Origin of the sequence: Shinella sp., from assembly GCF_035998705.1 — a bacterium.
GTDB lineage: Bacteria > Pseudomonadota > Alphaproteobacteria > Rhizobiales > Rhizobiaceae > Shinella.
Map to the genome: position 1 here is coordinate 155,342 of NZ_DASYHH010000027.1, position 26,724 is coordinate 182,065.

Genomic DNA, 26,724 nt, shown 5'->3' on the forward strand with positions numbered 1-26,724 from the left:
TCTTCACGAAGAGGAAAAGCCATGCTGCACAATGCGACTGCCGCCTCCACCCCGGATATCGAGGCCGAAATCTACGGCTATCTCGATAAGCGGTTCCCGGCGCTCGCCCCGGTGGCGCCGGACACGGCGCTGCTCGACGGCGCGATCGACTCGCTCGGCTTCCTCGAACTGATCATGTTCCTGGGCGAGCGTTTCAACCTCTCCATGGAAGACGACAATTTCGATTTCCAGGAACTGGCGACGCCCGCCAGCCTCGTCAACTTCGTTTCGCGGGCCCGGATGTGAGCAAAACAGCCGTCCTTCTCCATCACCTGCTCGCACAGCATGCGGGAAGCGACAGGCCGGCGCTGGTCGACGGCGACCGGCAGCTCGACTACCGCGGCATGCATGACAGCGTCGAGCGCTTCGCCGCCGCACTCGCCAAAGCGGGCTTGGAGCGCGGCGACCGCGCCGCGATCTTCCTGCCGCGCGGCATCGAGGAATGCGTCGCGATTTTCGCCGTCAGCCGGGCGATGGGCGTCTTCGTGCCGATCAACGCGCTGCTACGCGGCCAGCAGATCAGCCATATCGTCGCCGACTGCGCCGCCCGGATCGTGATAACGAACCGCACGCTTGCGCCCATGGTCGCAGAATGCCTGCAAGGCGTCGCGGAAGCCCGCATCCTCCTCGTCGAGGACATGGCGGAGGCGGACGCCGCCGGCAGCCCGCGGGACATCAATATAGGCGAAGACCTCGCGGCGATCCTCTACACGTCCGGCTCCACCGGCCGCCCGAAGGGCGTGATGCTTTCGCACCGCAACCTTCTTGCCGGTGCCCGCATCGTGCGCACCTATCTCGGCATCACGCCGGACGAGCGTATCCTCTCCGTCCTGCCGCTCAGCTTCGACTACGGCCTGAACCAGCTCCTGACATCGGTCGAGCAGGGCGCGCTGACGGTCATCCTGAGCTTCCGTTTCGGCGACGACATCGTGCGCGCGCTGCGCGACCACCGCATCACAGCGCTTGCCGGCGTGCCGACGATCTGGGCGATCCTGACCAAGGCATCGCCGCTGCTCGCCAAGACCGAGCTGACGCAGCTGCGCTACATCACCAATTCCGGCGGCGCCGTGCCCTCGCAGACGGTGGCGAACCTGCGCCGGATGCTGCCGCACACCAACGTCTTCCTGATGTACGGCCTGACGGAGGCCTTCCGCTCCACCTACCTCCCCCCGGAGGAACTCGACCGGCGGCCGACTTCCATCGGCAAAGCCATTCCGGAATGCGAGATCTTCATCGTGAAGGAGGACGGAACGCGGGCCAAACCCGGCGAGCCCGGCATCCTCGTGCATCGCGGCCCGACCGTGTCGCTCGGCTACTGGAACCGCCCGGAAGACACCGCCCGCGTGCTCAAGCAGAACCCCTTCCGCACCAAGGACCAGGGCGGCGACATCGTCTGCTATTCCGGCGATCTCGCCGTCGAGGACGAGGACGGCTTCTTCTCGTTCATCGGCCGCAACGACGCGATGATCAAGTCCTCCGGCTACCGCATCAGCCCCTCGGAAGTCGAAGAGGTCATCATGGCCACCGGCCGGTTCCGCCAGGTCGCCGTCATCGGTCTGCCGGACGATTTCGCCGGGCAGAAGGTCCATGCCGTGGCCGTTGCGCTCGAGCCCGATACCGCGGTCGCGCCGGTGTTGCAGGCGGTCGCCGGCGCGCTGGCTGCCTATATGGTGCCGCGCGATCTCGAACTCGTCGAAAACCTGCCGATCACGCCGAACGGCAAGGTCGATTACCGACAGCTCGTCAGGGAGCGGACAGACAATGGCTGACAACGTCCAGAAGCCGGCAAACCACGGCTACGCGCTCGCGAAAAACCTCTTCGAAATCGAGGGCGACGACCTCGTTCTCGGCGGCCTGCCCGTCCGCACGATCATCGCGGAGGTCGGCTCGCCGGCCTATCTCTATGATGGGCAGTCGATGCGCCGCGCCTATCGCCGGCTTGCCGACGCGCTCAAGGGCTTCGCCTCCATCTATTATTCAGCGAAGGCAAACCCGGCCGTGGCCGTCATCCGGCTCTTCCTCGAAGAAGGCGCCGGCATCGAGATCGCCTCGCTCGGCGAATATCGCGCGGCGATTGCCGCCGGTGCAGCACCCGAGCATATCCTCTTCGCCGGCCCCGGAAAGCGCCGCGCGGAGCTGGAAGCGGTGATCGAAGGCGGTATCGGCGAGATTCATATCGAGGGCGTCGACGAAATCGAGCGGCTGCGCTCGATCGGCAAGCCGGTGCAGGCCTCCATTCGCATCAATCCCGTCCCCACCGTCCAGGCCGGCGCCATGCGCATGGGCGGCAAGGCGACGGCTTTCGGCTTTGACGAAGAAGATCTCGACGCGGCGATCGCCGCCGTCGCTTCCGCCGACAATATCGAGCTTGTCGGCATCCACGTCTATGGCGGCACGCAGATCCTCGATGCGGAAGCCCTGCTCGGCCAGTGGCGCCACGCGATTGCGCTCGCCACCCGGGTGGCGCGCACGACCGGCAAGCCGCTGAAGACGATCGATCTCGGCGGCGGCCTCGGCATTCCCTATTATGCCGGCGACAAGCCGCTCGACCTCGACGCCGTGGCCGCTGCCGTGCCGGAACTGACGGCGCTCCTCAAGTCGGAGCCGCTGATCGCGGGGGCACGCGCCATCGTCGAGCCGGGCCGTTTCCTGGTCGGCGAGGCCGGCCTCTATGTCAGCGAGATCAATGCGGTCAAGCAGTCCCGCGGCGTGCGTTTCCTCGTCATGGAGGGCGGCATGAACCACCATCTGGCCGCCTCCGGCAATCTCGGCCAGGTCATCAAGCGCAACTATCCGGTGGTCGCGCCAGCCCGCATGACGGCGCCGTCCGACGCGCCGGCAACGCTCGTCGGCCCGCTCTGCACGCCGCTCGACACGCTTGCCCGCGATGCGGGACTGCCCGACCTCAAGGCCGGCGACCTCGTGGCCGTGCTGCAATCGGGTGCCTACGGGCTGACGGCGAGCCCGATCAATTTCCTCTCCCATCCGCATCCGGCAGAAGCCCTTGTGGAAAATGGGCGCATCGAAGCAATCGGCCGGTAACACCCGCGAGGAGGGCGTCACGCGGAACCGTCAGGAGAAGCAACGTGATAGTGAAGAATTATCGGCGGTTCAAAAGGATGCTCACGGAAGATTTCCGGGTGTATCTGGGGGCTCGTGACAAGAAGCCCCTGCCGCGGCAGGTCTTTGAGATCTATCGCCTGCACAAGCTCTACGGCTACCTCCCGTACCAGTACCTGAAGCACAGCCTCTATCTGAAGAAATATGGCAAGGAGATTTACCGCTATCTTCCGACGGAACTTTTGCATGTCACGCGCGACCGCGTGAATTCGACGGCCGATCTCGCGCTTGTCGATGACAAACTACTGTTCGAGGAGCGGATCCGCGCGGCGGGCCTCAAAACCACCAACACCCTGTTCCAGCTGCAACGCCAAGCCATCAGCGACATGGCTGGCAAGCGGGTCGCCTACGCAGATTTCGTCGCAACGATCGAAGCGCTGGAGCTACCTGACGGCATCATCATCAAGCCGCTCTCGGGCGGCTCCGGCAGCGCCGTCTTCAAGCTCCGCGCGACGGATGGCGTGCTCTACTACAAGGGACAGGCGCTCGATGAGGCGGACTTCGACACGTTGATATTCACCACGAACAACGGCTTCTACTGGACGGATTTTATCGTTCAAGAGACCATCTCACAGCATCCGGACGTCGCGCGGTTCAACCCGACCTCTGTCAATACGGTCCGCATCGACACCTTCATCGATGAAGCAGGCGCAGTGCATTTCAACGCCGCCGCCCTAAAAGTTGGCTCCCCCGGTAGCATCACAGACAATTCCAGCACGGGCGGTTACATGATCGCCATCGACCTGGAGACCGGCTACTTCTTGACTGGCGCCAAGACCGAGGCGCGTTTCGGCGGCAAATACCATGATCTCCGCACGGTGTTTGGCATCGAGCCATCGACCTTCACAATGCCGTTCTGGCAGGCGCTACGCGAGACAGCAAGCCGCGCCGCCGAGACGGTCGCGCCCTTCCGCTCCCTCGGCTGGGACATCGCCATAACGCCAGCAGGTCCCCTCGTCGTTGAAGCCAATTCCGACTACGGCATCGATGTCCTGCAGGAACTTGCTGGGGGATATGTCGACAAGGCGCTCGGCCGGTCCTATCTCGACCGGCATCCGGCCAGGAAGGAACGCATTCTCGAAGCCTTGCAGTAATTCGCTTACGCACGGAAAATCTATAGCACGGGATTCAGATATTCTTTAAATGCTTGCGGGAGAATTTGGGGACGTTTGAACAGCATGCCGGGGGGCGAGACATGGTATTGAAATTGATATTGGCCACGATGGTCGGTTCGGCCGTGCGTTCGCGTTTTGCCGAACCGGCAGTCCCGAAGGCTATCGTCGCGACCGCGACCGACGATCTCGAAATGGAGCCCTGCCCGATCGAGCCCTCGTGGATCATCGCGGGCAAGCCGGAAGCGCGCCGCTCCCTGCATTCGCGCTCGGCCGACGACCAGGCGACGACGGCGATATGGGATTGCACGGCCGGCACGTTCCATTGGCATTTCGGCTGGGACGAAACGGTCGTCATCCTGGAAGGCGAGGTTCGGGTCACGGGCGAGGACGGCGCGGAGCGCCTCTTGAAGGTGGGCGACATCGCCTATTTCCCGGCGGGTTCGTCGGCGATCTGGCATATCGACGAGTATGTGCGCAAGATCGCCTTCGGCCGCCGCGAGTTCCCCGGCGCCGTCAACATGGCGTTGAAGCTGCGCGATAAATTCAGGCGATAGGGCGTTCACCGAACGCCCCCATCAGAGGTTTGCATGGTCAATATTACGGTCGCCGGCATCGGTTATGTCGGCCTTTCCAACGCCGTGCTTCTCGCGCAGCATAACGACGTCATCGCCTACGATATCAGCGAACAGCGGGTCGCCCGGGTGAATGCGCGCCAATCGCCGATCGTCGATACGGAAATCGAGCACTATCTCGGCAGCAAGCCGTTGCGGCTGAAGGCGACGGTGGACAAGGCCGAGGCTTTCACCGACGCCGAATTCGTCGTGGTGGCGACCCCCACCAACTATGATCCGGAAAGCAACTATTTCGACACGCGCAGCATCGAAGCCGTGATCGACGACGTGCGGCGCGTCAACCGGAATGCCACCATCATCATCAAGTCGACCGTGCCGGTCGGTTATACCCAGTCGCTGCGCGACGCGCGCGGCGACGACCGCATCGTCTTCTCCCCGGAATTCCTGCGCGAAGGCAAGGCGCTTTACGACAACCTGCATCCCTCGCGCATCATCATCGGGGCGGATACGCCGGAGGCCCATCGCTTCGCGGACCTGCTTCGGCAAGGGGCGGTGAAGACCGATATTGCGGTGCTCGCCACCGGCTCGGGCGAGGCGGAGGCCATCAAGCTCTTCGCCAATACCTATCTCGCCATGCGCGTCGCCTATTTCAACGAACTCGATTCCTACGCCATCACCCATGGCATCGATACGCGCCAGATCATCGAGGGCGTCGGGCTCGATCCGCGCATCGGCAAACATTACAACAATCCCTCCTTCGGCTATGGCGGCTATTGCCTGCCGAAGGATACCAAGCAGCTTCTCGCCAATTTCAGCGAAGTGCCGCAAAACCTCATTCGGGCGATCGTCGATGCCAACACGACGCGCAAGGATTTCCTGGCCAGCGATATCGCCGCGCGCAATCCGGATGTGGTGGGGGTCTACCGCCTCGCCATGAAGAAGGATTCGGACAATTTCCGGGAATCCTCCATCCAGGGCATCATGAAGCGCATAAAGGCGAAGGGCATTCCGGTCATCATCTATGAGCCGGATTACGAAGGAGAGACGTTCTTCCGCTCGGAAATCGTGCGCGATCTCGCGGAGTTCAAGCGCCGCGCCGATCTCATCATCGCCAATCGCGTCTCGGATGATCTCGACGACGTGCGCGGCAAGATCTACACGCGCGATATTTTCGGGGCTGACTGACCGGCAGCGTCTCCGCCGGCCAAGGTGTGCCGAAGGGCTTTATCGCTTGGTTGCGATGAAGATCGTCTCACCGGGCAACAGGCCATACTGGCCGACATAGGGCTCCTCGGCGACGAATTCCTCGAGGTCGAAGCCGGCCGCGATCACGCGGTCCCGGAAGTCGCGGCCGTAGTAGCGCACGTGATCCGACTGCCCGAAGTGGAGGAGCCGTTCCGCAGGCTCGGTGATCTCCGGGTTTTCATAGGTGGTCGGCCAGCCCTCGACGAGCGGGACCGTCAGCAGCGCCACGCCGCCCGTCACCAGGACCCGATGGAGTTCGGCGAGCGCCTTGACGTCGTCGACATGCTCCATGACATGGTTGCAGATCACGAGCTCGATGCTGTCAGCGGGCAGGTCGATGGCTTCGATATTCATTTCCCGGTCGCCGCGATTCGGGTCGAGGTCGGCACCGATATAGGACGCAGCCACCGCCTCGATACCCTTTCGGAGCGTCGGCTCGGGCGCGAAATGCAGGATCGCCTTGCCCTTCGTCAGATGAGGCCGATCGTTCAGGAGAAGCGTGAACTGACGGTGGCGCTCAAGCGAGCCGCAGGTCGGGCACATCGCATTGAGGCGCGGTGGATAACCCGCCAGGCGGAATTTCTGGCTGTTTCCGCAGCAGGCGCAGGTAAAAACGCGGGAATCACTTTGCAGAAGCAATTCCTTGACGGCCTTTGCATCCTGCAACCAGGGAAACGCAGCCCTTATCTTACGGCTGAAATAGGACACAACGATACACCTTTTAAATGCAAGTTAGAACATGTCCTTGGACATCTACACTATTCTCCGAATAATGAAAACTCTCCAAAGATTACACTTCCGTAATCCGAAAATAGAACCAATATGTATCTTTTCCGGATTCACCCTGTACCAGATCAGAAAAGAAAAGCATAGAATTTTCCGCTTTCTAATCGTTCGTTAATCTTTATCGGAAGCGCGGGAGCGATGCCATAGTTAACACCATCCGTTACAATCTATGGTTAAAATTCGTGGATGTCGCGTAATGGGCGGCAGAGAGCCGGACAGCTGGCGAGCCCGGTTGATGTGTGCGGCCCTAACCCAGGGCCACGCGGATTTCCCCGTCGACCACCTCGACGGGATAGATCTTCAGGTTTTCGCAGGCGGGGAGCCTGAGCGCCTCGCCGGTGCGGTAGTCGAAGGCGCCGGAATGCTTGGGACATTCCACCTGGAAATCCATCACCAGCCCGTCCGCCAGATGGATCGCCTCGTGGGTGCAGAGACCGGCGGTGCAGTAGACGCTGTCGTCCGGCCCGCGGTAGAGCGCGTAGGTGCGGCCGCCATGGTCGAAGCGAATGGCACCTTCCTGTTCGATATCGTCGAGCTTGCAGGCGGAAACCCAGGTCATTCGGCTGCTCCCTGAACGTCCGCGCGGGCCTTGCGGGCGGCGAGCTTTTCCTTGCGCCGGCGGTAGCGTTCCTGCATGCGCGCCTCACCGTCCGGAGAGCCGTCGTGCCAGGTGCCGAACCACTTATCGAGCGGGATCAGGGCGTCGCCGTAGTTCACCTCGAAATATTTGTGGTGCAGGTAATGCGCATAGGCGTGGCTATCGACCAGCTTGTGCTCGCCGACCTCCACCTTGTCGAAGCCGACATGGCCGGGGATCGCGCCGAAGCCGGCATAGTGCAGCTGGTAGAGCATGAGGATCGGGTTGGACGGCAGGATCAGATGGTAGAAGGCCGTGCCGAGATAGAGAAAATGCTCGACAGGATGCATCGACAACGAGGACCAGGGCGACGGGTTGACCGAATTGTGGTGGACCGAATGCACCCATTTGTAGAGGAACGGCGTGTGGATGAGCCGGTGGATGCAGAAGAAATGGAACTCGTGGATGATCGGTACCACGAGGGCGACGAGGGCAAGCGTCCACGGATTTTCGGTGAAGCTCAGCCAGGGCGCATAACCATTGGCATAGGTCCAGAGCATGGCGACCTCGATGGCGGTCCAGATGGTGACGCCGGACAGGAAGGTGCGCAGGATATTGTCGAGGTTCTGGCTTTCGAACCAGAAGGCCTTGTTCTTCTGGCCCGCGGGGAATTTGCCGTTGTACTTGAAGCGGTTCTCCTGCCGCTTCAGCACATAGAGGTGAACCTCGAAGGCGCCGTAGAAGAGTGCCACGCAGATTGCGTTGACGGCGTAGAGCCAGGCGATCCAGCCGGCGCCCAGCGTCGCCATCGTCTCCACCGGCGGGATGACCCAGGCCCGGTAGGCGACGGCGGAGGCCGCGAAGATCGCATTCCACGGGAAGAAATAGTGCGGCAGCCATTTCAGCACCGCCAGCAGCCGCGGCGGAGAGGCAAAGAGCGGCGCGGTCTCGACCGGCTCATGCGGCGCCCAGTCGCCCCGCTTGTTGCGCATGCCGTATTTTAAATCGTCCATAACGCCCTCCTCCGGCAGACCTTTCCGATGGAAGAAGCGTGGCATCTCCTCCCGACCGCAAAATAACAGGAGGCAGGTCAAACGCCGAAGACTTCGTTGATCAAAATAGATCAAAGGCTCTCGGCGGTGATGGTGATGAAGCGGATGGGGTTGCGGTCCGGCTCGACCCCGGTGAGGCCGATGCGACGCAGGATGAGGTCGAGCGCGCGCTGGGCCTGCGCCTCCGGCGCCTGGTCGAGCACCACATCCATGATGCCGTCGCGCAGGGCCGACCGGGTGTAGTCGGTCAGCTCATGGCCGACGAACAGGATGTCCCGGCCGCGGCCGTGGCGCCGCAGCACGTCGATCAAGGCCGCGTTGGCGCCACCGGCATTGTAGAGGCCGACGAGGTTGGGAAACATGCCGAGCGCGATCGACAAAGTCTCCGCGCTAAAATGTTCCTCGTCGCGGGTGAAGCCGAGCCAGTCGAAACTGATCGCGCCGGGATGGTCGCGGAAATAATCGGAAAAGCCGCGGATGCGGTCGTCGTGGACCTGGTAGATCGGATGGCACAGCGCGACGACCGGGCCTTCCGCCCGCGCCATGCGACAGATGAAATGCGCCGCCGTGCGCCCGGCCGCATAATTGTCGATGCCGACGAAGTCGACCTTGTCTTCGGAGGCGCGGGTCACGACATGGACGACCGGCACGCTCTGCCGGACCACCGTTTCCACCGCCGCCCGGATCAACGGGCTGTTTGGAACCGCAAGGATGAGGCCCGCGCGCGGCACGTCCGTGGACAGGATGTGCCGGGCGATCTCCTGCGGGTTCATCTCCTCCGCAAATCGCCGATGCACCACCACGAGCGGATCGAGCGTCGCCGCGATCCGCTCGAACGCCTTGGAAAGGCGGCGATAGAAGCTCGTCTCGGGACGCACCATCAGCACGTCGATGCGCAGGAGGCCGCGGTGCGCATCGGGAAGCGTGCGCGGATAGTTGAGGCTGCGCGCGGCGGCGACCACCTTCTCGACCAGTTCCGGCCGCACGCCCCCTCGCCCGTTGAGCACCCGCTCCACCGTCGCGGTCCCCACCCCGGCCTGGCGGGCGATATCCCGGTAGCGCGGTTTGCTCACGCTAAAACCTCCCGCTAGCTGCCGGCATGAACCGGCGCCCGCAGCGCGCGCCACCTCAAGGTCGCGGACGACGCGCACCAGATTTGCATCGTCGCGTCATGGCTGCAACATTCGGAGAGGTTCATGGAAAATCCTGACGGTCATGACGAGCAAGCGTCACACAAACCAGCAGCGCCGCTTTTGTCAACCGGCCCGCTGCCGTCAGAATTTTCCGGACAGGACGTAGTGCGTGCGCATCGTGCGGGCGTCGCGCTTCGCTATGGAGAGCCGGCCGCCGCGTTCGGCGAGCGCATTCAATTCCCGCAGCACCAGCGCATGGGCGAGGCCGAGATGGCGGGCGAAGGTGCGGCTGTCATGCGCGATGCCGAGCGAGGCGGCGGCGAGAAGTCCCGCCTGGATCGCGCTCAGTTGCGGGTCCTCCGCTTGCAGCCGGGCGACGAGCGCCAGGAAGCGCTCGACATCCGACACCGTGCCGGTCACGCCGCCTCGCGTTTGCGGAAGGTCACCATGATCGACTTGGAGGTCGGCGTGTCGCTTTCCTCACCGGCGCTGCCGAGCGGCACCAGCACGTTGAGCTCCGGATAATAGCCGGCGATGCTGCCGCGCGGAATATCGTAGGGCACGAAGCGGAAATCGGGCGCGATGCGCGCGATCCCGTCGTCATAGGCGCCGACGACGTCGATGCGGTCGCCCGCCTGCGCGCCCATGGCCTTCAGGTCTTCCGGGTGGATGAAGATGACCTGGCGTTCACCATAGACGCCGCGATAACGATCATCGAGGCCGTAGACCGTCGTGTTGTACTGGTCGTGCGAGCGAAAGGTCTGCAACGCAAAGCGCCCGCCGCCCTTGCGCGCCTTCTGGTGCACGGTCTCTTCCGGCAGCGGACCGGAGAAGAAGGTCGCCTTTGCCGCCGGCGTATCCCATTCGCGGTGGGCGGCCGTGTTGCGCAGGTGGAAGCCGCGCGGCTTGCGCAGGCGCTTGTTGAAATCCTCGAAGCCCGGAATGGTCGCCTCGATATCGTCGCGAATGCGGTCGTAGTCCTCGGCGCGGGCCGTCCAGTCGATCGTGCTCTCGCCCACCGTCGCGCGCGCAATGCCCGCGATGATGGCGACTTCGGACTTCAGATGCGGTGAGGCGGGGCGGTTGATGCCGGCCGAGCCATGCACCATGCTCATCGAATCCTCGACGCTGATGAGCTGCGAGTTGCCCGCCGCATTGAGGTCCATCTCGGTGCGGCCGAGGCAGGGCAGGATGAAGGAGACCTCGCCCGGCATCAGATGCGAATGGTTCGGCTTGGTCGCGACATGCACCGTCAGCTTGAGGCTTCCAAGCGCCTTTTCGACGAGCGCGCTATCCGGCGTCGCGCGGGCGAAATTGCCGCCGAGGCCGATGAAGGCCTCGGCCGAGCCGTCCAGCATGGCACCGATCGCGGAGAGCACGTTGTGCCCGTTTTTGCGCGGCATGGCGAAGCCGAAATGTTTTTCCAGCGCGTCGAGGAAGGCTTGCGAGGGCTTCTCGTTGATGCCCACGGTGCGGTCGCCCTGCACGTTGGAATGGCCGCGCACCGGGCAGAGGCCGGCGCCCGGCCTTCCGATATTGCCGCGCAGGAGCATGAAATTGGTGATCTCGCGGATCGTCGCGACGGAATGCAGGTGCTGCGTGACGCCCATCGCCCAGGTGCAGATGACGCGCTCGGCCTTGATATAGACCTCGGCCGCCCGCTCGATCTCGGCGCGCGTCAGGCCGGACTGGTCCTCGATCTCGGCCCAGCCCGTCGCCTCGACGGCGGCGCGATAGTCGGCGAGACCGGTGCAATGTTCGGCGAGGAAGGCGTGGTCGAGCACGCTCGGAAGGCCTGTGGCCACCGCCGCGTCTTCCGCCGCAAATACCGCCTTCGCCATGCCGCGCACGGCCGCCATGTCGCCGCCGAGCTGCGGCTGGAAATAGTGGCTGGCAATGTCCGTCGCGCCGCCGCGCAGCATCTCGATCTTGTCCTGCGGATCGGAGAAACGCTCCAGGCCGCGCTCGCGGACGGGATTGAAGACGACGATGCGGGCGCCGCGCATGGCCGCGCGACGCAGGTCGCCCAGCATGCGCGGATGGTTGGTGCCGGGGTTTTGGCCGATCACGAAGACCGCATCCGCCGCCTCGAAATCCTCCAGCAACACCGTGCCCTTGCCGACGCCGATCGCCTGGCGCAGCCCGACGCCGCTCGCCTCGTGGCACATGTTCGAGCAGTCCGGGAAATTGTTGGTGCCGTAGGCGCGCACGAAGAGCTGGTAGAGATAGGCCGCCTCGTTGCTGGCGCGGCCGGATGTGTAGAATTCCGCGCGGTCGGGATTGTCGAGGCCCTTCAGGATGCCACCGATTTCGGCAAAGGCATCTTCCCAGGCAATCGGCAGATAGCGATCGCTCGCTGCGTCATAGCGCATCGGATGCGTCAGGCGGCCGTTGAGCTCCAGTTCGTAATCCGTCAGCCGGCGCAGCTCCGAGACGGTATGGGTGGCGAAGAAGGCGGGCGTAACGCGCTTTTCCGTCGCCTCCCAGGCGACGGCCTTAACGCCGTTTTCGCAGAATTCGAAGGACGAGCCGTGTTCGGGATCGCCCCAGGCGCAGCCCGGGCAATCAAAACCGTCCGGCTGGTTGGCCTTCAGCAGGGTGCGCGCGCCGGAGATCGGCATGCCGCTCTCAAGCAGCCTTTTGCCGCAACTCTTCAACGCTCCCCAGCCGCCGGCTGCGGAGGATTTCTTGCCGATAAAAGTCGTTGTCATAGTCATGTTTTATCGGCCCCGTACCCGGGATCAAGACGACTGTCGCGATGGCTTGATAGCCAATTCCTATCAAAACAGCAGGCGTGCATTTTCCTTGACCTCCTTCATGACGAAGAAGGTGCGCGTCTGGCGCACGCCGGGCAGCGCGATCAGCTTCTGGCCGTGCAGCTTGTTGAAATCCGCCATGTCGCGCACGCGGATTTTCAGGAGATAATCGAAGTCGCCGGCAACCAGATTGCAGTCGAGCACTTCCTTCATCGCCATCACGGCGCCCTCGAAGGCGGCAAAACTCTCCGGCGTCGAGCGATCGAGCACCACGCCGACCATGACGAGCGCACCGAGGCCGACGGCGGCCGGCGCGACTTCGGCTCGAACACCGGTGATGTAACCCTCCTCGAACAGCCTCTGCGTGCGCCTGTGGCAGGTGGCGGGGCTCGCGTTCACGCGCTCGGCCAGATCGGCATTGGAAAGCCGGCCCTCGGATTGCAGGGCGCGCAGGATCTTCAGGTCGATCCTGTCAAATCCATCTGTGGAAGAATCTTTCATTTTTTGTCACAAAATCCGAAGAATTCAATCGCTAATCCGAGAATCTACCGGTTCCAAGAAAAAATTGCCACAAAAATAGAGAGCACCTTTCAAGCTGTTTCTGCCATCTTTCCTCTCGCAAAATCGGTCGAAGGAGACAATCGATGTCACTGCTCGAAAAATTCGAACGCTACCCGCTCACCTTCGGCCCGACGCCGATCGAGCATCTGCCGCGGCTGTCGGCGGCAATCGGCGGCAAGGTCGAGATCTATGCCAAGCGGGACGACTGCAATTCAGGCCTCGCCATGGGCGGCAACAAGCTGAGGAAGCTCGAATATATCGTGCCCGACGCCATCGCCTCGGGGGCCGATACGCTGGTCTCGATCGGCGGCGTGCAATCGAACCACACGCGCGTGGTGGCCGCCACCGCCGCGAAGATCGGCATGAAATGCGTGGTGATCCAGGAAAAATGGGTGCCGCATTACGATGCGGTCTACGACCGCGTCGGCAATATCCTGATGACGCGGCTGATGGGGGCGGATAGCCGGCTGGTCGACGACGGTTTCGACATCGGCATCCGCAAGAGCTGGGAGGACGCGATCCAGTCGGTGAAGGATGCCGGTGGCAAGCCCTACCCGATCCCCGCTGGCGCCTCCGTGCACAAATATGGCGCGCTCGGCTATGTCGGTTTCGCCGAAGAAGTCGCGGCGCAAGAGAAGGAACTCGGCTTCACCTTCGACTACATCGTCGTCTGCGTCGTCACCGGCTCGACCCAGGGCGGCATGATCGTCGGCTTCGCCGCGCAGGATCGCGCTGAGCGGGTGATCGGCATCGATGCCTCCGGCACGCTCGACCAGACCCGCGCGCAGGTGCGCGGCATCGTCGATGCCACGGCTGAACTGGTCGGCCTCGGCCGGGCGATCCGCGAGGACGAGATCGTCATCAATCCCGACTATGCCTACCCCGCCTATGGCGTGCCCTCGGAAGAAACCAATGCCGCGATCCGGCTTGCCGCCCGCACCGAGGCGATGATCACCGACCCGGTCTACGAGGGCAAATCCATGCAGGGCATGATCGACCTCGCGCAGAAAGGCTTCTTCCCCGAGGGCTCCCGCGTGCTCTACGCCCATCTCGGCGGCGCCCCGGCGCTGAACGGCTACAGCTACTACTACAAGGACGGCTGATCGCCGGCCGATCTACAAACCCCATTGAAGACGAACGCTTGACACTGCCGCCAACGATCCCATCAACCCAAGGAAAGGACTTTTTGAAATGCGCAAGACATCCATCTTGCTTGCCGCTCTGGCAAGCATTGCGCTCGGCCCTGTGGGGCAGGCGTTCGCGGAACCCGTCAGGAACGTCGTGATCGTGCATGGCGCGCTGGCCGATGGCTCGGGCTGGCGCAAGGTTTTCGACCAGCTGACGGCCAAGGGCTTCAAGGTCACCGTCGTGCAACCGCCGATGACCTCGCTGGAAGACGACGTCGCCGCGACGAAGCGTATCCTCGACCAGCAGGACGGCCCGTCTGTCCTCGTCGGCCACAGCTATGGCGGCATGATCGTCACCGAGGCGGGCACCGCCGACAATGTCGCGGGCCTCGTCTATGTCGCGGCGTTCCAGCCGGATGCGGGCGAAACCCTGCTCGACCTCGCCGCAAAAACACCGGCCGCGACCAAGGGCATCATGGCGACGAAGGACGACTATCTCTACCTCGACCCGGCCGCCTTCGCCGCCGATTTCGCGGCTGACATCCCTGCGGACGAGGCCCGCTTCATGGCCCATTCCCAGGTCTACCCCGCCAAGGCGGCATTCGAGACCAAGATCACCACCCCGGCCTGGAAGAGCCGCAAGAGCTGGGCGCTGATCGCCACCGATGACCGCGCCATCAACCCCGACCTGATGCGCGACATGGCAAAACGTGCCGGCAGCGTGCCGGTCGAGGTGAAGGCGAGCCATGCCGTCTTCATGTCCCAGCCGGCAGCGGTCGCCGACCTGATCGAGAAGGCTGCGACTACGCTTTCGGATTGATGCACCCAGACATTCGGTGCCATGCCATTGGCGACACGGGATTTTCCGCCGGAGGGCAATTGCCTTTCGGCGGAATGCGCTTTGTAATGAAGCCGACGGTAATAAAGCCGTTCGGGATAGAAGCGTATGGATCCAACACATTTGTTCGAACTGATCATCGGGATGTTCCTGGCGATCATCGTGCTGCACTATGCGGCCCACCGGCTCGGGCTGCCGCCCTCCGTGGCGCTGCTTGCCGGCGGCGCGCTGCTGGCCTTCGTGCCGGGGCTGCCGACCATCGAGGTCGATCCCGAGCTGGTCCTCATCATCTTCCTGCCGCCGCTGCTGATGGACGGCGCCTGGTTCATCGCGCTCGGCCGCCTGCGCCGTCACATGATCGGCATCGCCTCGCTTGCCGTCGGCACCGTGGTCTTCACCTGCGTCGTGGTGGCCGTGGTCACCCATTTGCTGTTTCCGTCACTGCCTTGGGCGGCCTGCGCCGCACTCGGCGCGATCGTCTCGCCGCCCGACGCTGTTTCCGCGCGTGCCGTGCTGCAACAGGTAAAACTGCCCCGGCGCCTGCAAATCCTGCTCGAAGGCGAAAGCCTGTTCAACGATGCGAGCGGCCTGGTGCTCTTCCGTTTCGCCATCGCCGCCGGCGTCACCGGCGCCTTCAGCGCGGCCGATGCGGTCGGAAGCTTTTTCGTGCTGGCGATCGGCGGCGCGCTCATCGGCGCCGCCATCGGCACGGTCTGGGTGCTGCTCGTGCGGCGCCTCGGCGACGACTACCTGATCATCGCCGCCACGGCGCTGCTCTCGTGGACATCCTACCTGCTCGGCGAATTCTTCCACGTCTCGGGCGTCATCGCGACGGTCACCACCGGCCTCATTGCGGGCTGGCACCAGCACACGGTTTTTTCCGCCGCGACCCGCATGCGCGGCACGTCCTTCTGGACCGTGCTCGTCTTCCTGATGGAGGCCTCGGTCTTCATCCTGATCGGCCTGTCGCTGCGCGGCGTCGTGGAACGCGGCGGCGGCTTCGGCGTGGTGGCCTCCACCATGGCATGGCCGATCCTTGTTCTGCTGGTGGCGCTCACGCTCGCGCGTTTCGCCTGGGTGTTCGGCTCCGACCTGGTGATCAGGCTTTTCAACACGCTTGGGGTCCGCCGCTACAAACCGCTCGGCGCCGCCGCCTCGATGGTTCTGAGTTGGGCGGGCGTTCGCGGCGTGGTCACGCTGGCGCTCGCACTCAGCGTGCCGGCCGGGTTTCCCGGGCGCGACTTCATCCTGGTGGCGTCCTTTGCCGTCATCCTGGGAACCGTGCTGATCCAGGGCACGACGCTCGGACGGCTGATCGCCTGGGCGAAGCTCCGCGAACCGGCATCGGAAAAGCCGCCGCTCACCATGAGCCAGGCCGAGGTCGCCATGGCGCAGGCGCAATTCGTCACCGTCGAGAGCCAGGCCTACGATGGCGAGGGCAAGCTCGTTCATCCGCAGCTGCTCGAGCAATATCAGCGCAGGGCGACCGCGATCGTCGACTATGCCGCGCGCACGGAACACTACACGCCGATGCTCCACGCGCATTTCGACCTGGTTCTCGAAGCGGTCGCGACCGGGCGCCGCGAACTCATCCGGCTTCACCGGGCCGGCGAGATCGACGACGAGACGCTGCATGAGCTGGAACGGGACCTCGACCTCGAGGAACTGAGCGCCATTTCCGCCAAGGCGTGATGCTCGCCACCCTTACCCTCCGCGACCGGCCTTCAGATGGCCGGTCGGCAGCGCGGTCGTATATTTGATCTGGCCGAGCGCAAAACTGGAGCGGATATTGGCGACGCCGGGAATGCGGGTGAGGAAATCGACCACCAGCGCCTGGAATTTCATCAGGTCCTCCACCACCACTCGCAGCATATAGTCCGATTCCCCGGTCATCAGATAACACTCGACGATCTCCGGCTTGGTGCGGATGGCGGCGTTGAACACGTCGAGCGATTCCCGGTCCTGTTGCTTCAGCGACACCTGCACGAAGACATTGACCGCGAGCCCCAGCGCCTGCGCGTCCACCAGCGCCACCGAGCCCTTGATAAGGCCGCTTTCCTTGAGGTCGTTGACGCGCCGCCAGCAGGGCGACGCCGAAAGCCCCGTCGCCTCCGCCAGCTCCGAAATGCTCATTTCGGCATTCTGCTGGAGCAGGTCGAGGATACGGATGGAGGCAGCGTCGAGCGTCGGCTTGGAAGCAGGCATGATTGACCGGAAATCGAGAAACTATCGGTACAACGTTTCGCAATTTCTCACAGTAGGGTCAACTGAGATCACTTTCTCCCCCATTTCAGGTGTAGCATTCCGTTTCATCATGACGATTTTGGGAGAGAGATGACGATGATTGCGCCGGCCCTGACGCCAGCTCGGCTGGCCTGCCTGAAGGATCTGGAACGACAGGTCCTGTGGCATGCCTGCTGGATGATCCACAATGCCAACCACCTGCGCGAAAAGGGCGAGGTGAAGGTCGGCGGGCACCAGGCTTCCTCGGCCTCACTCGCCGCGATCATGACGGCGCTCTACTTCCATGTGCTTCGGCCGGAAGACCGCGTGGCGGTCAAGCCGCATGCCTCGCCCGTCTTCCATGCCATCCAGTATCTGATGGGCAACCAGACCCGGGAAAAGCTCGAGAATTTCCGGGGTTTCGGCGGCGCGCAATCCTATCCGAGTCGCACCAAGGATATCGACGACGTGGATTTCTCCACGGGCTCCGTCGGCCTCGGCGTGGCGATCACCGCCTTCGCCTCGATCGTGCAGGACTATATCGCCGCTAAACAATGGTCGGAGCGCCCGGCGGGCCGCATGATCGCGCTGGTCGGCGATGCCGAACTCGACGAGGGCAATATCTACGAATGCCTGCAGGAAGGCTGGAAACACGACCTGCGCAACACCTGGTGGGTGATCGACTACAACCGCCAGAGCCTCGACGGCGTGGTTCGCGAAGGGCTTTGGCAGCGCATCGAGGGCATCTTCACCGCCTTCGGCTGGGACGTGAAGGTGCTGAAATACGGTGCCCTTCAGGAGGCGGCGTTCAAGGAACCGGGTGGCGCGGCGTTGCGCGGCTGGATCGATCAATGTCCGAACCAGCTCTATTCGGCGCTGACCTTCCAGGGTGGTGCCGCCTGGCGCAAGCGGCTGACGGACGAGATCGGCACGCAGCCGGGTATCGCCGACCTGCTGGGTGCACGCAGCGACGAACAGCTTTCCGACCTCATGAACAATCTCGGCGGCCATTGCCTGGAAACGCTGATCCGCACCTTCGAAAGCATCGATCACGACCGCCCGACGGTCTTCCTCGCCTATACGATCAAGGGCTGGGGCACGCCGCTCGCCGGCCACAAGGACAACCATGCCGGCCTGATGACGAAGGCGCAGATGGAAATGTTCCAGAATCGCATCGGCGTGAAGGCTGGGGCGGAATGGCAGCCGTTCGGCGCGATCCCCTCGCCCGAGCCGGTGCGCGACCTCCTGAAGACCGTGCCCTTCTTCGCGGAAGGTACACGGCGCTTCTCGTCGCCGGCACTGCCCTCCGCCGGCCCCGTCTTCCTCGACGACCGGGAACTGTCGACGCAGGCCGGCTTCGGCAAGATCCTCGACGCGCTCGCCCAGCGCAATGATGCCCTGTCGGCGCGCATCGTCACCACGGCGCCGGATGTCACCGTCTCGACCAATCTCGGCCCGTGGGTCAACCGCCGCGGCCTTTTCGCCCGCGAGAAGCTGGCGGATACGTTTCGCGACGAGCGCGTACCCTCGGCGCAGAAATGGGAATTCGGCCCCGCCGGCCAGCATATCGAACTCGGCATCGCCGAAATGAACCTGTTCCTGCTGCTGGGGGCCGCCGGCCTGTCGCATTCTTTGTTCGGTGAACGCCTGCTGCCGATCGGCACGGTCTACGATCCCTTCGTGGCGCGCGGCCTCGATGCGCTGAACTACGCCTGCTACCAGGATGCGCGCTTCATGATCATCGGCACGCCGTCGGGCGTGACGCTTGCGCCGGAGGGCGGTGCGCACCAGTCGATCGGCTCGCAGCTGATCGGCATCAGCCAGGATGGGCTGGCGAGTTTCGAACCCGCCTATCTCGACGAATTGTCGATCATCATGGACTGGTCCTTCGATTATATGCAGCGCGACGGTGATGGCGGGCACGACACGCGCACGTGGCTGCGCGACGAGACCGGCGGCTCGGTCTACCTGCGCCTGACGACGAGACCGCTGGAGCAGGTCGCGCTCCGGCGCGAGGACCCGGCCTTCCGCCAGGGCGTGATCGATGGAGCCTATTGGCTGCGAGCGCCCTCGCCCCGCACCCGCATCGTGCTTGCCTATCAGGGCTGCATCGCGCCGGAAGTGCTGATGGCCGCCGGGCGGCTTGCCGAGGCGCATGGCGACATCGCCGTGCTGGCGGTCACCTCCGCCGATCGGCTGAATGCCGGCTGGACCGCCGCGCAGCGCGCCCGGCGCCACGGCGATTTTGGCGCCCGCAGCCATATCGAGACGCTGCTTTCCGCCGTCCCTCGCCCCGCAAGCCTCATCACCGCCACGGACGGCCATCCGGCGACGCTCGGCTGGCTGGGCTCGGTGGAGGGCCACCGCACGATCTCGCTCGGCGTCGAACATTTCGGCCAGACCGGCACGATCGCCGATCTCTATGCCCATTTCGGCATCGATACGCAGGCCATCATCGAGGCAGCCGAATCCGTCGTGCGCACGGACGCCGTCCTGCCGCTACGGGCAGGCACGGCCTGAGACAAAAGAGAAAGGGCGGTGCGCTCGGCACCGCCCCTCAATCTAGAAATCCGCTCAGACTGCCCTTGCGGCCTTCACGAAGGCGGCGATCTTGTCGATGTCCTTGCGAAACCCGCCTTCCGGCAGCGGCTTGTTGGTGTGCGTCAGCGAATCCACTGCCCAGGGTTTGACGGCGGCGATGGCCGCCGCGACATTGTCCGGGCCGAGACCGCCCGCCAGGATGACCGGCAGCTTGCTGCGCTCGACGATCGCGCGGCTCAGCGACCAGTCATGCGTGACGCCGGCCGCACCGATGCCATCGATATGCGCGGCAACGGAATCGAGGATGAAGCTGTCCGCATAGGGTTCGAAGGCGGCGGCATGGTCGAGCGCTTCCGGGCCCGTCATCGGGATGGCTTGCAGAATGGCGAGGCCGGGATAGAGCGGCAGCAGCGTCTCGCGCAATTGTCGCACGTGATCCGGCGTCACCAGCTTGATGTTGCCGCACAGATGCAGCACGTCCGGGCGCACCGCGGCGACCATGTCGGCGATCGCGCCGAGATCGCTTTCCACCGACAGCGCCACGCGCTCCGCCTTGCCCTTCAGCGCATCGGCGATCTCGCGCGCCGTCGCGAAGCTGATTTCGCCCGGCAGGCCGCGATTGGACGGCGTCAGGCCGAGATAGTCGACGCCGGCCTCCGCCGCGGCGAGCGCTTCGGAAACGGTCTGCATGGTATAGATCTGAACTTTCACGGCGATACCTGTCTTGATGGCTGGGCTTAGAGTAAGTCTGGTTTCTTTTGTTTTCGTTTGTCTTTTCGGGAAAACCGGTTCCCACTTTTCCCTGACAAACTCTAGATCGATTTCGGAAGGATGGCGTTGACCATGCGTTCCTCGGTGAGCTGGGCTTTCTCGGCATTGCGCGCGACGAGGGCCGAATAGAGGGCGTCGATGAGGGTCATCTGGGCAATCTGCGCCGCCATCGGCTCGCTGCCCTGCTCGTGCGAGACGCTGACCAGCACGACATCGGCAAGCCGCGCCAAGGGCGAGGCGCTGTTGCCGGTGATGCAGAGCGTCGCCGCACCACGGGATTTCGCCTCTTGCAGCAAAAGCACGGGATCGCTGGTAATGCCGGAATAGGAGATGACCACGACGAGGTCCTCCGGCCCGGTCAGCGCCGAATGCATGATCTGCAACTGGGAATCGACCGGCGCGTCGCAGCGCAGACCAAGCCTTATGCAGCGCTGGTAAAAGGCCTGCGCGACGATGCCGGACCCGCCGACGCCGCCAACGAGGATATGCCGCGCGCCGGCAATCAGGTCGAGCGCGCGCACGAAGGTCGCCTCATGCAACACGCCCTGCGTATCGCTGATCGCCTGGGCCACCGCGCGAAACAGCCGGCCGGCGGCCTGGAGGTCGCTGGCATGCGGCTCGCTGGACGCCGCCTCGCGGCTGTGGCGCGGCTCCTGCGCCAGCGCCAGCTTCAGATCGGTGAACCCTTCGAACCCGGCGGTGCGGCACATGCGCAGCACGGTCGTATCGCTGACATCCGTTGCCTGGGCGATCGCCGACATGGAATTGCGGATGGCGGCATCGACGTTTTCCAGCACCCACAGCGCCACGCGGCGCTCCGAGTCCGACAATTTCGGCAGCACGCTTCGAAGCCGGCTGCTCGCTGGGCTGGTGGGACCACGCGGGTCGACGTTCATGGCGGCTCTCTCGCTGTCTGACGCTGATCGAAGGCTAACACGGCAATGTTGTGGTGTCACTGTAGACAGCAGAATTTTGTTGTGGCATCACTTCATAAGGCGGCGGAGGATGCCGCAGAACCATTTCCGGGAGGATATCGTGAAGCTGAAACGTCTTCTCATCGCTGGTGCCGCGCTCGCATTGGCGGCGCTGCCCGCCACGGCCGGCGAGCTTTCCTTCTGGCATGCCTATGCCGGCCAGCAGGACAAGGTCGACTTCATCACCTTCGCGCTCGGTGAATTCGCCAAGAAGCACCCCGATATCACGCTGGACGTGGTGGCCGCCGAACAGTCCGCCTACAAGACCAAGCTGAACACCGCGATGGCGTCGGGCAATCCCCCGGACGTGTTCTACACGCTGCCCGGCGGCTTCCTGAACGCCTTCGTCAAGGGCGGCCAGATGTATGCGCTGGACCAGGATCTCGCCAAGGACGGCTGGCGCGAAAGCTTCCTTGAAAGCGCCATCGCCCAGACCAGCAAGGACGGCAAAACCTATGCCGTGCCGGTCGACGTGGACTCTGTCGTCTTCTGGTACGACAAGGCGCTGTTTGCCGAAAAGGGCTGGACGGTTCCGAAAACCTATGACGAACTCCTGGCGCTCGCCGAAACGATCAAGGCGGACGGCATCGTGCCCTTCTCGCTCGGCAACAAGGATTCCTGGCCCGCGACCTTCTGGTTCCAGTACATGGAAATGCGCCTGAAGGGCTCCGGCGTCGTCGCTTCCCTCGTCAATGGCGATGCCGACGCCACCTTCGGCCCGGAAGGCGAAAAGGCGTTCGAAAACGTCGCCGACATCGCAAAGAAGGATTATTTCCCGATCGGCTTCAACGGCATGAGCGACCAGGAAGCCAACATGCTGTTCCTGAACGGCCAGGCCGCCATGCTTTTGAACGGCACGTGGCAGATCGGCGCGTCCTCTGACGCCCCTGAGGGTTTCGACCTCGGCTTCTTCGCCTTCCCGAGCGTTGCCGGTGGCGCCGGCGACCAGTCGGACGTGCTGGCCGGCGTCGCCGCCTCCTTCGGTATTTCGGAGAAGGCCGAGAACAAGGCGGATGCGGTGACGCTTTTGAAGTTCCTCTCCTCGTCCGAGGTAATGACCAAATATGTCGAGCTGCGCAAGACGATGGTGACCGTCAAGGGTGCCACCACGGAAGCGGCCGCCGGCCCCGTGCTCTACGGCATCAGCACCGACCTGATGAACGCCGCCGGCCATCTCGATTCCTTCTACGACACCGCCATGCCGCCGGCTGCGACCAACACCTATTACACCTCGCTGCAGGGCGTTCTCGATGGCTCCGTCGCACCCGCGGATGCCGCCAAGCGTCTCGAAGACGCGCTGAAGGCCAACAAGTAAGCCTGTCGCCGGGGTCGCCGTCCGATGCCGGCGGCTCCGGACAGACCCAGGAAGACCGGCGGGATCATGAGCGCTGATATCGGCTTTGCGAAGAGACACAACCGGGCGGCGCTCCTGTTCCTGGCGCCGGCCCTGGTCTTCGTCTTCGCCTTCGTCGCCTATCCGGTGGTCTATGCCGGCTGGTTGTCGATGTTCCAGTGGGACGGTGCCTCTGCGCCGGTCTTCGTCGGTGTCGGCAATGTGGTGCGGCTTGCCGGCGATCCGGTCTTCTGGGCGTCGCTCGGGCGGAACCTGCTGGTCGCCCTTTCGGCCATCGTCTTCCAGGTGTTCCTGGCGCTCGTCATCGCCTATTGCCTGGTGCGCATCGTGCCGGCCTTCAGCCGCATCTTCCTGTTCTTCTATCTCGTGCCGGTCATGGTCAGCGAGATCTGCATCGGCCTGCTCTGGCGCTTCATGTACAATCCCTATTTCGGGCTGGTGAACGCCGCCCTGAAGGCCGCGGGACTCGATAGCCTGAAGCGCGGCTGGCTCGGCGAATCCGACACCGCCTTCCTCGCCGTCGTCGTGGTGATGAGCTTTACCTATCTCGGCCTCTACGTGCTGCTCTTCACCTCGGCGGTGCGCAGCGTGCCGGAAAGCGTCTACGAGGCGGCCGAGATCGACGGTGCCGGCCACTGGCGAAAATTCTTCTCGATCACGATTCCCATGGTCTGGGATGCCGTGCGCGCGAATTCGCTGCTGGCGATCATCGGCTCGCTCAAAACCTTCTCGCTGGTCTTCGTGCTGACCAACGGCGGCCCCAGCCATTCCAGCGAAGTGGTCTCCACCTATCTCTACAAGATGGGCTTCGGCAGCTTCGAGATGGGGTACGCCGCGACCATCGGCTTCGTGCAGATGGTACTGACGGCACTCGCCGCCTGGATCATCTTCCGGTATCTTAAGCGGAAGGGTGACGCATGAGCACGTCCACCGTTCACCGCTGGAACCGTACGAGCAGCGTGGTGCTCGCCCTGCTGACGCTGCATGTGCTGATGGTGATCTTCCCGTTCATCTGGATGATCTACAGCACCTTCAAGACCAACAAGGCGTTCATGCGCTCCGTCTGGTCCTTCCCGACGAGCCTGAATTTCGATGCCTATATCGGCGCCTGGAGCGGCGGGGCGCTCGGCGGTTACGCGGTCAATTCGCTGATCGTCATGGCCGGCGCGACACTGATCACCGTCTTCGTCTCGACGCTCGCCGGCTACGCACTCGCCATCTACCGGCCGCGCTGGATGCCGGCTGTGGAACTCGGGCTGACGGCGGCGATGGCGATCCCCGCCTATGTGGCGCTGGTGCCGCTGGTCGTCATGCTGCGCGGCGCCGGGCTTCTCGATACCCATCTCGGCGTCATCCTGCCGACGGCGGCCTTCAACGTGCCGGTGTCGATCTTCATCATGCAGGCCTTCTTCAACACGCTGCCGCGCGAACTTTTCGATGCCGGCCGCGTCGACGGCGCTTCCGAATGGCGGATCTTCCTGAGCGTCGCGCTGCCGATCGCCCGGCCCGCCATGTTCACGGTCGGCATCGTCAACATGATCTGGGTGTGGAACGACTTCCTCTTCCCGGTCGTCTTCATCAACAACCCGGCGCGCAAGACGCTGCCGGTCGGGCTTACCGATTTCGTCGGCGAGCACATCACCAACTATCCGGTGATGCTGGCGGCGATCCTCATCGCGGCCATCGCGCCGCTCGTGCTTTTCATCGTCTTCGAACGCCAGATCACGGCCGCCCTCGTCGGCGGCGCCGTGAAGGAATGACCTTTTCCAGGAGTAGAACCATGTCCGCCAAAGACCTCGAATTCGCCAGCCGCGCCGTCTTCTACGAGCCGGAAGAACATTCCCAGTCGATCAGCTACCCGATCTACATGTCGGCCAATTTCCAGTATGCGGGCGATATCTACGACCAGATCGTCGGCGGAGCGCGCAAGGAAGTGAACATCTATTCGCGCTGCGGCAACCCGACGGAATACAAGCTGGAAGAACATATTGCCGGCCTCACCGGCGGCACCGGCTGCCTTGCCACCGCGTCCGGCATGGCGGCGATCTCGCATGCGCTCTTCGGCATCATGAAGGCCGGCGACCATATCGTGGCCGATCTCACCACCTATTCCTCGACGCACGAATTCTTCGACCACCGCGCGCAGGATTTCGGCCTGAAGGTCAGCCTCGTCGATTGCACGGATGTGCGCGCCGTCGAAAGCGCCTTTACCGACGAAACCAAAGTCCTCTACGTGGAGGCCATTGCCAATCCGACGATGAAGGTGCCGCCGCTGAAAAAGCTGGTCGAGATCGCGCATGCCCGCGGCATCGTCGTCATCTGCGACAACACCTTCGCCTCGCCGGCCGTCTGCCGGCCGCATGAATTCGGCGTCGACGTCGTCGTGGAAAGCGCTACCAAGTTCATCGGCGGCCACAACGATGCCGTCGGCGGCGTCATCACGCTGAAGTCGGACATCCTGCCGGCGGACTGGCTGGAGGACGTGCGCTGGAACACGCTGAACAAGCTCGGCGCCCCGCTCTCACCCTTCAATGCCTGGCTTTTGCTGCGCGGCGCGCAGACCCTGGCGCTGCGCCTCGAAAAGCAGTGCGCCAACGCGCTGGCGCTCGCCAAACATCTCGAACGCCATCCACGCGTCAAGCGCGTCTACTATCCGGGCCTGCCCTCGCACCCGAACTACGAAGCCGCAAGCGAGCAGCTGCGCGGCGGCGGCGCGATGCTGTCCTTCCAGGTTTCCGACGAAGCCTCCGGCGCGCGCCTGCTCAAGCGGCTGAAACTGTGCTGCTTCGCGGCCAGCCTCGGCGGCCTGCGCACCACCACGCAGGTTCCCGCCACCATGGCCTTCCTCGACATTCCGAGCCAGGAACGCGAGGCGATGGGCGTGGTCGACGGGCTGGTGCGCTTCTCGGTCGGCATCGAGCATATCGACGACATCATTGCCGACGTCGACCAGGCCATCGAACAGATGCACATCGACCTCTGAGGCGAACGCACATGGCCGTTGTCGTCCTGCTCGGCGATATCAATATCGATCTCGTGCTCGACATCCCCGCCTATCCGGACGAGGGCGGGGAAGCGATCGCCACCCGCCAGACGGTGGCGATCGGCGGCTCGGCGACCAACACGGCCATCGCGCTCGCCCGTTCAGGCCACGAGGCCCGGATGATCGGCCGTATCGGCGACGATGCCTGGGGCCGAGAGGCCTTTTCGGACCTCTCTGCCGCCGGCGTCGTCACCGACTGGATCGGAACGGACCCGTCCGAGCCGACGCAGGTCAACGTGGTCACGGTCGGCACGAGCGGCGAGCGCACCATGTTCGCCTATCGCGGCGCCAATGCGCGGCTTGCGCCGGAGACTGTCGCTGACGACGCCTTCGAAGCCGCGTCGCTGTTCCATCTTTCCGGCTATGCGCTGTTGCAGGCCCCGCAATCGGCGGCCGCGCGGCGCGCCATCGATCTCGCCGCGGCGCAAAACATCCCGGTCAGCCTCGATATTCCGGGCGGTGTCGTTGCGACGATCGCGACGGACGTTTTTACCCTGCTGCCGAAGCTCGATACGATCATGCTCGACAGCGCCGATCTTCCTCGCCTCCTGCATCGGCCGCAGGGGAGCGACCTCGAGCCGATGGTCGCGGCGCTGCTGGCGGGTGGCGTCCGGCGCATCGCGCTCAAGGGGAACGGCGCGCTCTCGCTGCTTAGCCATCAGGGCGGCACCGACAGCGCGCCATGGTTCACCGTCGACGTGACGGATACGACCGGCGCCGGCGACGCCTTTGCCGCCGGCCACATCCACGGCCGCCTCGCCGGCCTCGGCGGCCACGATTGCTGCCGGCTTGCGAATGCCTTCGGCGCCGTGGCCGTCACCCGGAAGGGCGCGGGGCTCGCCATGCCGAGCCTTGAGGAGGCATTGCGCCTGATGGATGCCCGAACACCGCGATAAG

Annotated in this window: 25 protein-coding genes; 15 read left to right on the plus strand and 10 right to left on the minus strand. The window is 63.9% G+C overall.

What is annotated here, in order from left to right; all coding sequences use genetic code 11:
- Window positions 1-21: 21 nt before the first annotated feature.
- From VGN93_RS23915 to VGN93_RS23940, 6 genes are all read left to right on the plus strand, one after another.
- Entirely contained in the window at window positions 22-285 is a 264-nt protein-coding gene (locus tag VGN93_RS23915) for an acyl carrier protein (RefSeq protein ID WP_319313211.1), read from the plus strand.
- Window positions 282-1,808 (plus strand): AMP-binding protein, encoded by a 1,527-nt coding sequence (locus tag VGN93_RS23920; RefSeq protein ID WP_327509494.1) that lies wholly within the window; start codon window positions 282-284, stop codon window positions 1,806-1,808. The genes VGN93_RS23915 and VGN93_RS23920 overlap by 4 nt, the downstream gene beginning before the upstream one ends.
- The gene (locus VGN93_RS23925; RefSeq protein WP_327509495.1) at window positions 1,801-3,081 is read left to right on the plus strand and encodes a type III PLP-dependent enzyme; all 1,281 of its coding nucleotides are present in this window, start codon (window positions 1,801-1,803) and stop codon (window positions 3,079-3,081) included. The genes VGN93_RS23920 and VGN93_RS23925 overlap by 8 nt, the downstream gene beginning before the upstream one ends.
- Before the next feature lie 44 nt (window positions 3,082-3,125).
- Window positions 3,126-4,253 (plus strand): sugar-transfer associated ATP-grasp domain-containing protein, encoded by a 1,128-nt coding sequence (locus VGN93_RS23930; protein WP_327509496.1) that lies wholly within the window; start codon window positions 3,126-3,128, stop codon window positions 4,251-4,253.
- Between the two features lie 101 nt (window positions 4,254-4,354).
- Window positions 4,355-4,828: a cupin domain-containing protein gene (locus tag VGN93_RS23935; RefSeq protein ID WP_327509497.1), complete on the plus strand. Its 474-nt coding sequence runs from the start codon at window positions 4,355-4,357 to the stop codon at window positions 4,826-4,828.
- A 33-nt stretch (window positions 4,829-4,861) separates the two neighbouring features.
- Entirely contained in the window at window positions 4,862-6,031 is a 1,170-nt protein-coding gene (locus tag VGN93_RS23940) for a nucleotide sugar dehydrogenase (RefSeq protein WP_327509498.1), read from the plus strand.
- 39 nt (window positions 6,032-6,070) lie between these two features.
- Here the strand turns inward: VGN93_RS23940 and VGN93_RS23945 are convergent, their stop codons facing one another.
- From VGN93_RS23945 to VGN93_RS23975, 7 genes are all read right to left on the minus strand, one after another.
- Entirely contained in the window at window positions 6,071-6,757 is a 687-nt protein-coding gene (locus VGN93_RS23945; RefSeq protein ID WP_327509499.1) for a methyltransferase domain-containing protein, read from the minus strand.
- Window positions 6,758-7,124: 367 nt separating this feature from the next.
- Window positions 7,125-7,436 (minus strand): MocE family 2Fe-2S type ferredoxin, encoded by a 312-nt coding sequence (locus tag VGN93_RS23950; RefSeq protein WP_327509500.1) that lies wholly within the window; start codon window positions 7,434-7,436, stop codon window positions 7,125-7,127.
- Window positions 7,433-8,467, minus strand: a complete 1,035-nt coding sequence (locus VGN93_RS23955; protein WP_327509501.1) for a sterol desaturase family protein — start codon at window positions 8,465-8,467, stop codon at window positions 7,433-7,435. The genes VGN93_RS23950 and VGN93_RS23955 overlap by 4 nt, the downstream gene beginning before the upstream one ends.
- A 110-nt stretch (window positions 8,468-8,577) precedes the next feature.
- Window positions 8,578-9,579, minus strand: a complete 1,002-nt coding sequence (locus tag VGN93_RS23960) for a LacI family DNA-binding transcriptional regulator (protein WP_327509502.1) — start codon at window positions 9,577-9,579, stop codon at window positions 8,578-8,580.
- 201 nt (window positions 9,580-9,780) lie between these two features.
- Entirely contained in the window at window positions 9,781-10,059 is a 279-nt protein-coding gene (locus VGN93_RS23965; protein WP_327509503.1) for a hypothetical protein, read from the minus strand.
- Window positions 10,056-12,350, minus strand: a complete 2,295-nt coding sequence (locus tag VGN93_RS23970; RefSeq protein ID WP_327509504.1) for an FdhF/YdeP family oxidoreductase — start codon at window positions 12,348-12,350, stop codon at window positions 10,056-10,058. The genes VGN93_RS23965 and VGN93_RS23970 overlap by 4 nt, the downstream gene beginning before the upstream one ends.
- A 69-nt stretch (window positions 12,351-12,419) precedes the next feature.
- A complete protein-coding gene (locus VGN93_RS23975; protein WP_327509505.1) occupies window positions 12,420-12,896 on the minus strand; it encodes an Lrp/AsnC family transcriptional regulator in 477 nt (158 codons plus the stop codon).
- 143 nt (window positions 12,897-13,039) lie between these two features.
- Between VGN93_RS23975 and VGN93_RS23980 the strand changes: the two genes are divergently transcribed.
- From VGN93_RS23980 to VGN93_RS23990, 3 genes are all read left to right on the plus strand, one after another.
- Entirely contained in the window at window positions 13,040-14,059 is a 1,020-nt protein-coding gene (locus VGN93_RS23980; RefSeq protein ID WP_327509506.1) for a 1-aminocyclopropane-1-carboxylate deaminase, read from the plus strand.
- A gap of 88 nt (window positions 14,060-14,147) precedes the next feature.
- On the plus strand, window positions 14,148-14,903 hold the full coding sequence (locus VGN93_RS23985; protein ID WP_327509507.1) for an alpha/beta hydrolase: 756 nt from the start codon (window positions 14,148-14,150) through the stop codon (window positions 14,901-14,903).
- A 126-nt stretch (window positions 14,904-15,029) separates the two neighbouring features.
- Window positions 15,030-16,613, plus strand: coding sequence for a Na+/H+ antiporter (locus VGN93_RS23990; protein WP_327509508.1), 1,584 nt, complete (start codon window positions 15,030-15,032; stop codon window positions 16,611-16,613).
- Between the two features lie 12 nt (window positions 16,614-16,625).
- Here the strand turns inward: VGN93_RS23990 and VGN93_RS23995 are convergent, their stop codons facing one another.
- A complete protein-coding gene (locus VGN93_RS23995) occupies window positions 16,626-17,126 on the minus strand; it encodes an Lrp/AsnC family transcriptional regulator (RefSeq protein ID WP_327509509.1) in 501 nt (166 codons plus the stop codon).
- 129 nt (window positions 17,127-17,255) lie between these two features.
- Between VGN93_RS23995 and VGN93_RS24000 the strand changes: the two genes are divergently transcribed.
- Entirely contained in the window at window positions 17,256-19,664 is a 2,409-nt protein-coding gene (locus tag VGN93_RS24000) for a transketolase (protein WP_327509510.1), read from the plus strand.
- A 54-nt stretch (window positions 19,665-19,718) separates the two neighbouring features.
- Here the strand turns inward: VGN93_RS24000 and VGN93_RS24005 are convergent, their stop codons facing one another.
- Both VGN93_RS24005 and VGN93_RS24010 read right to left on the minus strand, forming a co-directional pair.
- On the minus strand, window positions 19,719-20,396 hold the full coding sequence (locus VGN93_RS24005) for a phosphoribosylanthranilate isomerase (protein WP_327509511.1): 678 nt from the start codon (window positions 20,394-20,396) through the stop codon (window positions 19,719-19,721).
- Between the two features lie 101 nt (window positions 20,397-20,497).
- Window positions 20,498-21,352: a MurR/RpiR family transcriptional regulator gene (locus VGN93_RS24010; RefSeq protein ID WP_327509512.1), complete on the minus strand. Its 855-nt coding sequence runs from the start codon at window positions 21,350-21,352 to the stop codon at window positions 20,498-20,500.
- 139 nt (window positions 21,353-21,491) lie between these two features.
- Between VGN93_RS24010 and VGN93_RS24015 the strand changes: the two genes are divergently transcribed.
- The 5 genes from VGN93_RS24015 to VGN93_RS24035 all read left to right on the plus strand — a co-directional run bounded on the left by VGN93_RS24015 (window position 21,492) and on the right by VGN93_RS24035 (window position 26,723).
- Complete coding sequence (locus VGN93_RS24015; protein ID WP_327509513.1) at window positions 21,492-22,745, plus strand: ABC transporter substrate-binding protein; 1,254 nt, start codon at window positions 21,492-21,494, stop codon at window positions 22,743-22,745.
- A gap of 66 nt (window positions 22,746-22,811) precedes the next feature.
- Window positions 22,812-23,705 carry a sugar ABC transporter permease gene (locus VGN93_RS24020; protein ID WP_319313181.1) on the plus strand — a complete coding sequence of 298 codons (894 nt, stop codon included), beginning with the start codon at window positions 22,812-22,814 and terminating at the stop codon, window positions 23,703-23,705.
- Window positions 23,702-24,544 carry a carbohydrate ABC transporter permease gene (locus VGN93_RS24025; protein WP_327509514.1) on the plus strand — a complete coding sequence of 281 codons (843 nt, stop codon included), beginning with the start codon at window positions 23,702-23,704 and terminating at the stop codon, window positions 24,542-24,544. The genes VGN93_RS24020 and VGN93_RS24025 overlap by 4 nt, the downstream gene beginning before the upstream one ends.
- Window positions 24,545-24,564: 20 nt before the next feature.
- Window positions 24,565-25,767 carry an aminotransferase class I/II-fold pyridoxal phosphate-dependent enzyme gene (locus VGN93_RS24030; RefSeq protein ID WP_327509515.1) on the plus strand — a complete coding sequence of 401 codons (1,203 nt, stop codon included), beginning with the start codon at window positions 24,565-24,567 and terminating at the stop codon, window positions 25,765-25,767.
- A gap of 11 nt (window positions 25,768-25,778) precedes the next feature.
- Window positions 25,779-26,723 (plus strand): carbohydrate kinase family protein, encoded by a 945-nt coding sequence (locus VGN93_RS24035; protein ID WP_327509516.1) that lies wholly within the window; start codon window positions 25,779-25,781, stop codon window positions 26,721-26,723.
- Window position 26,724: the final 1 nt, after the last annotated feature.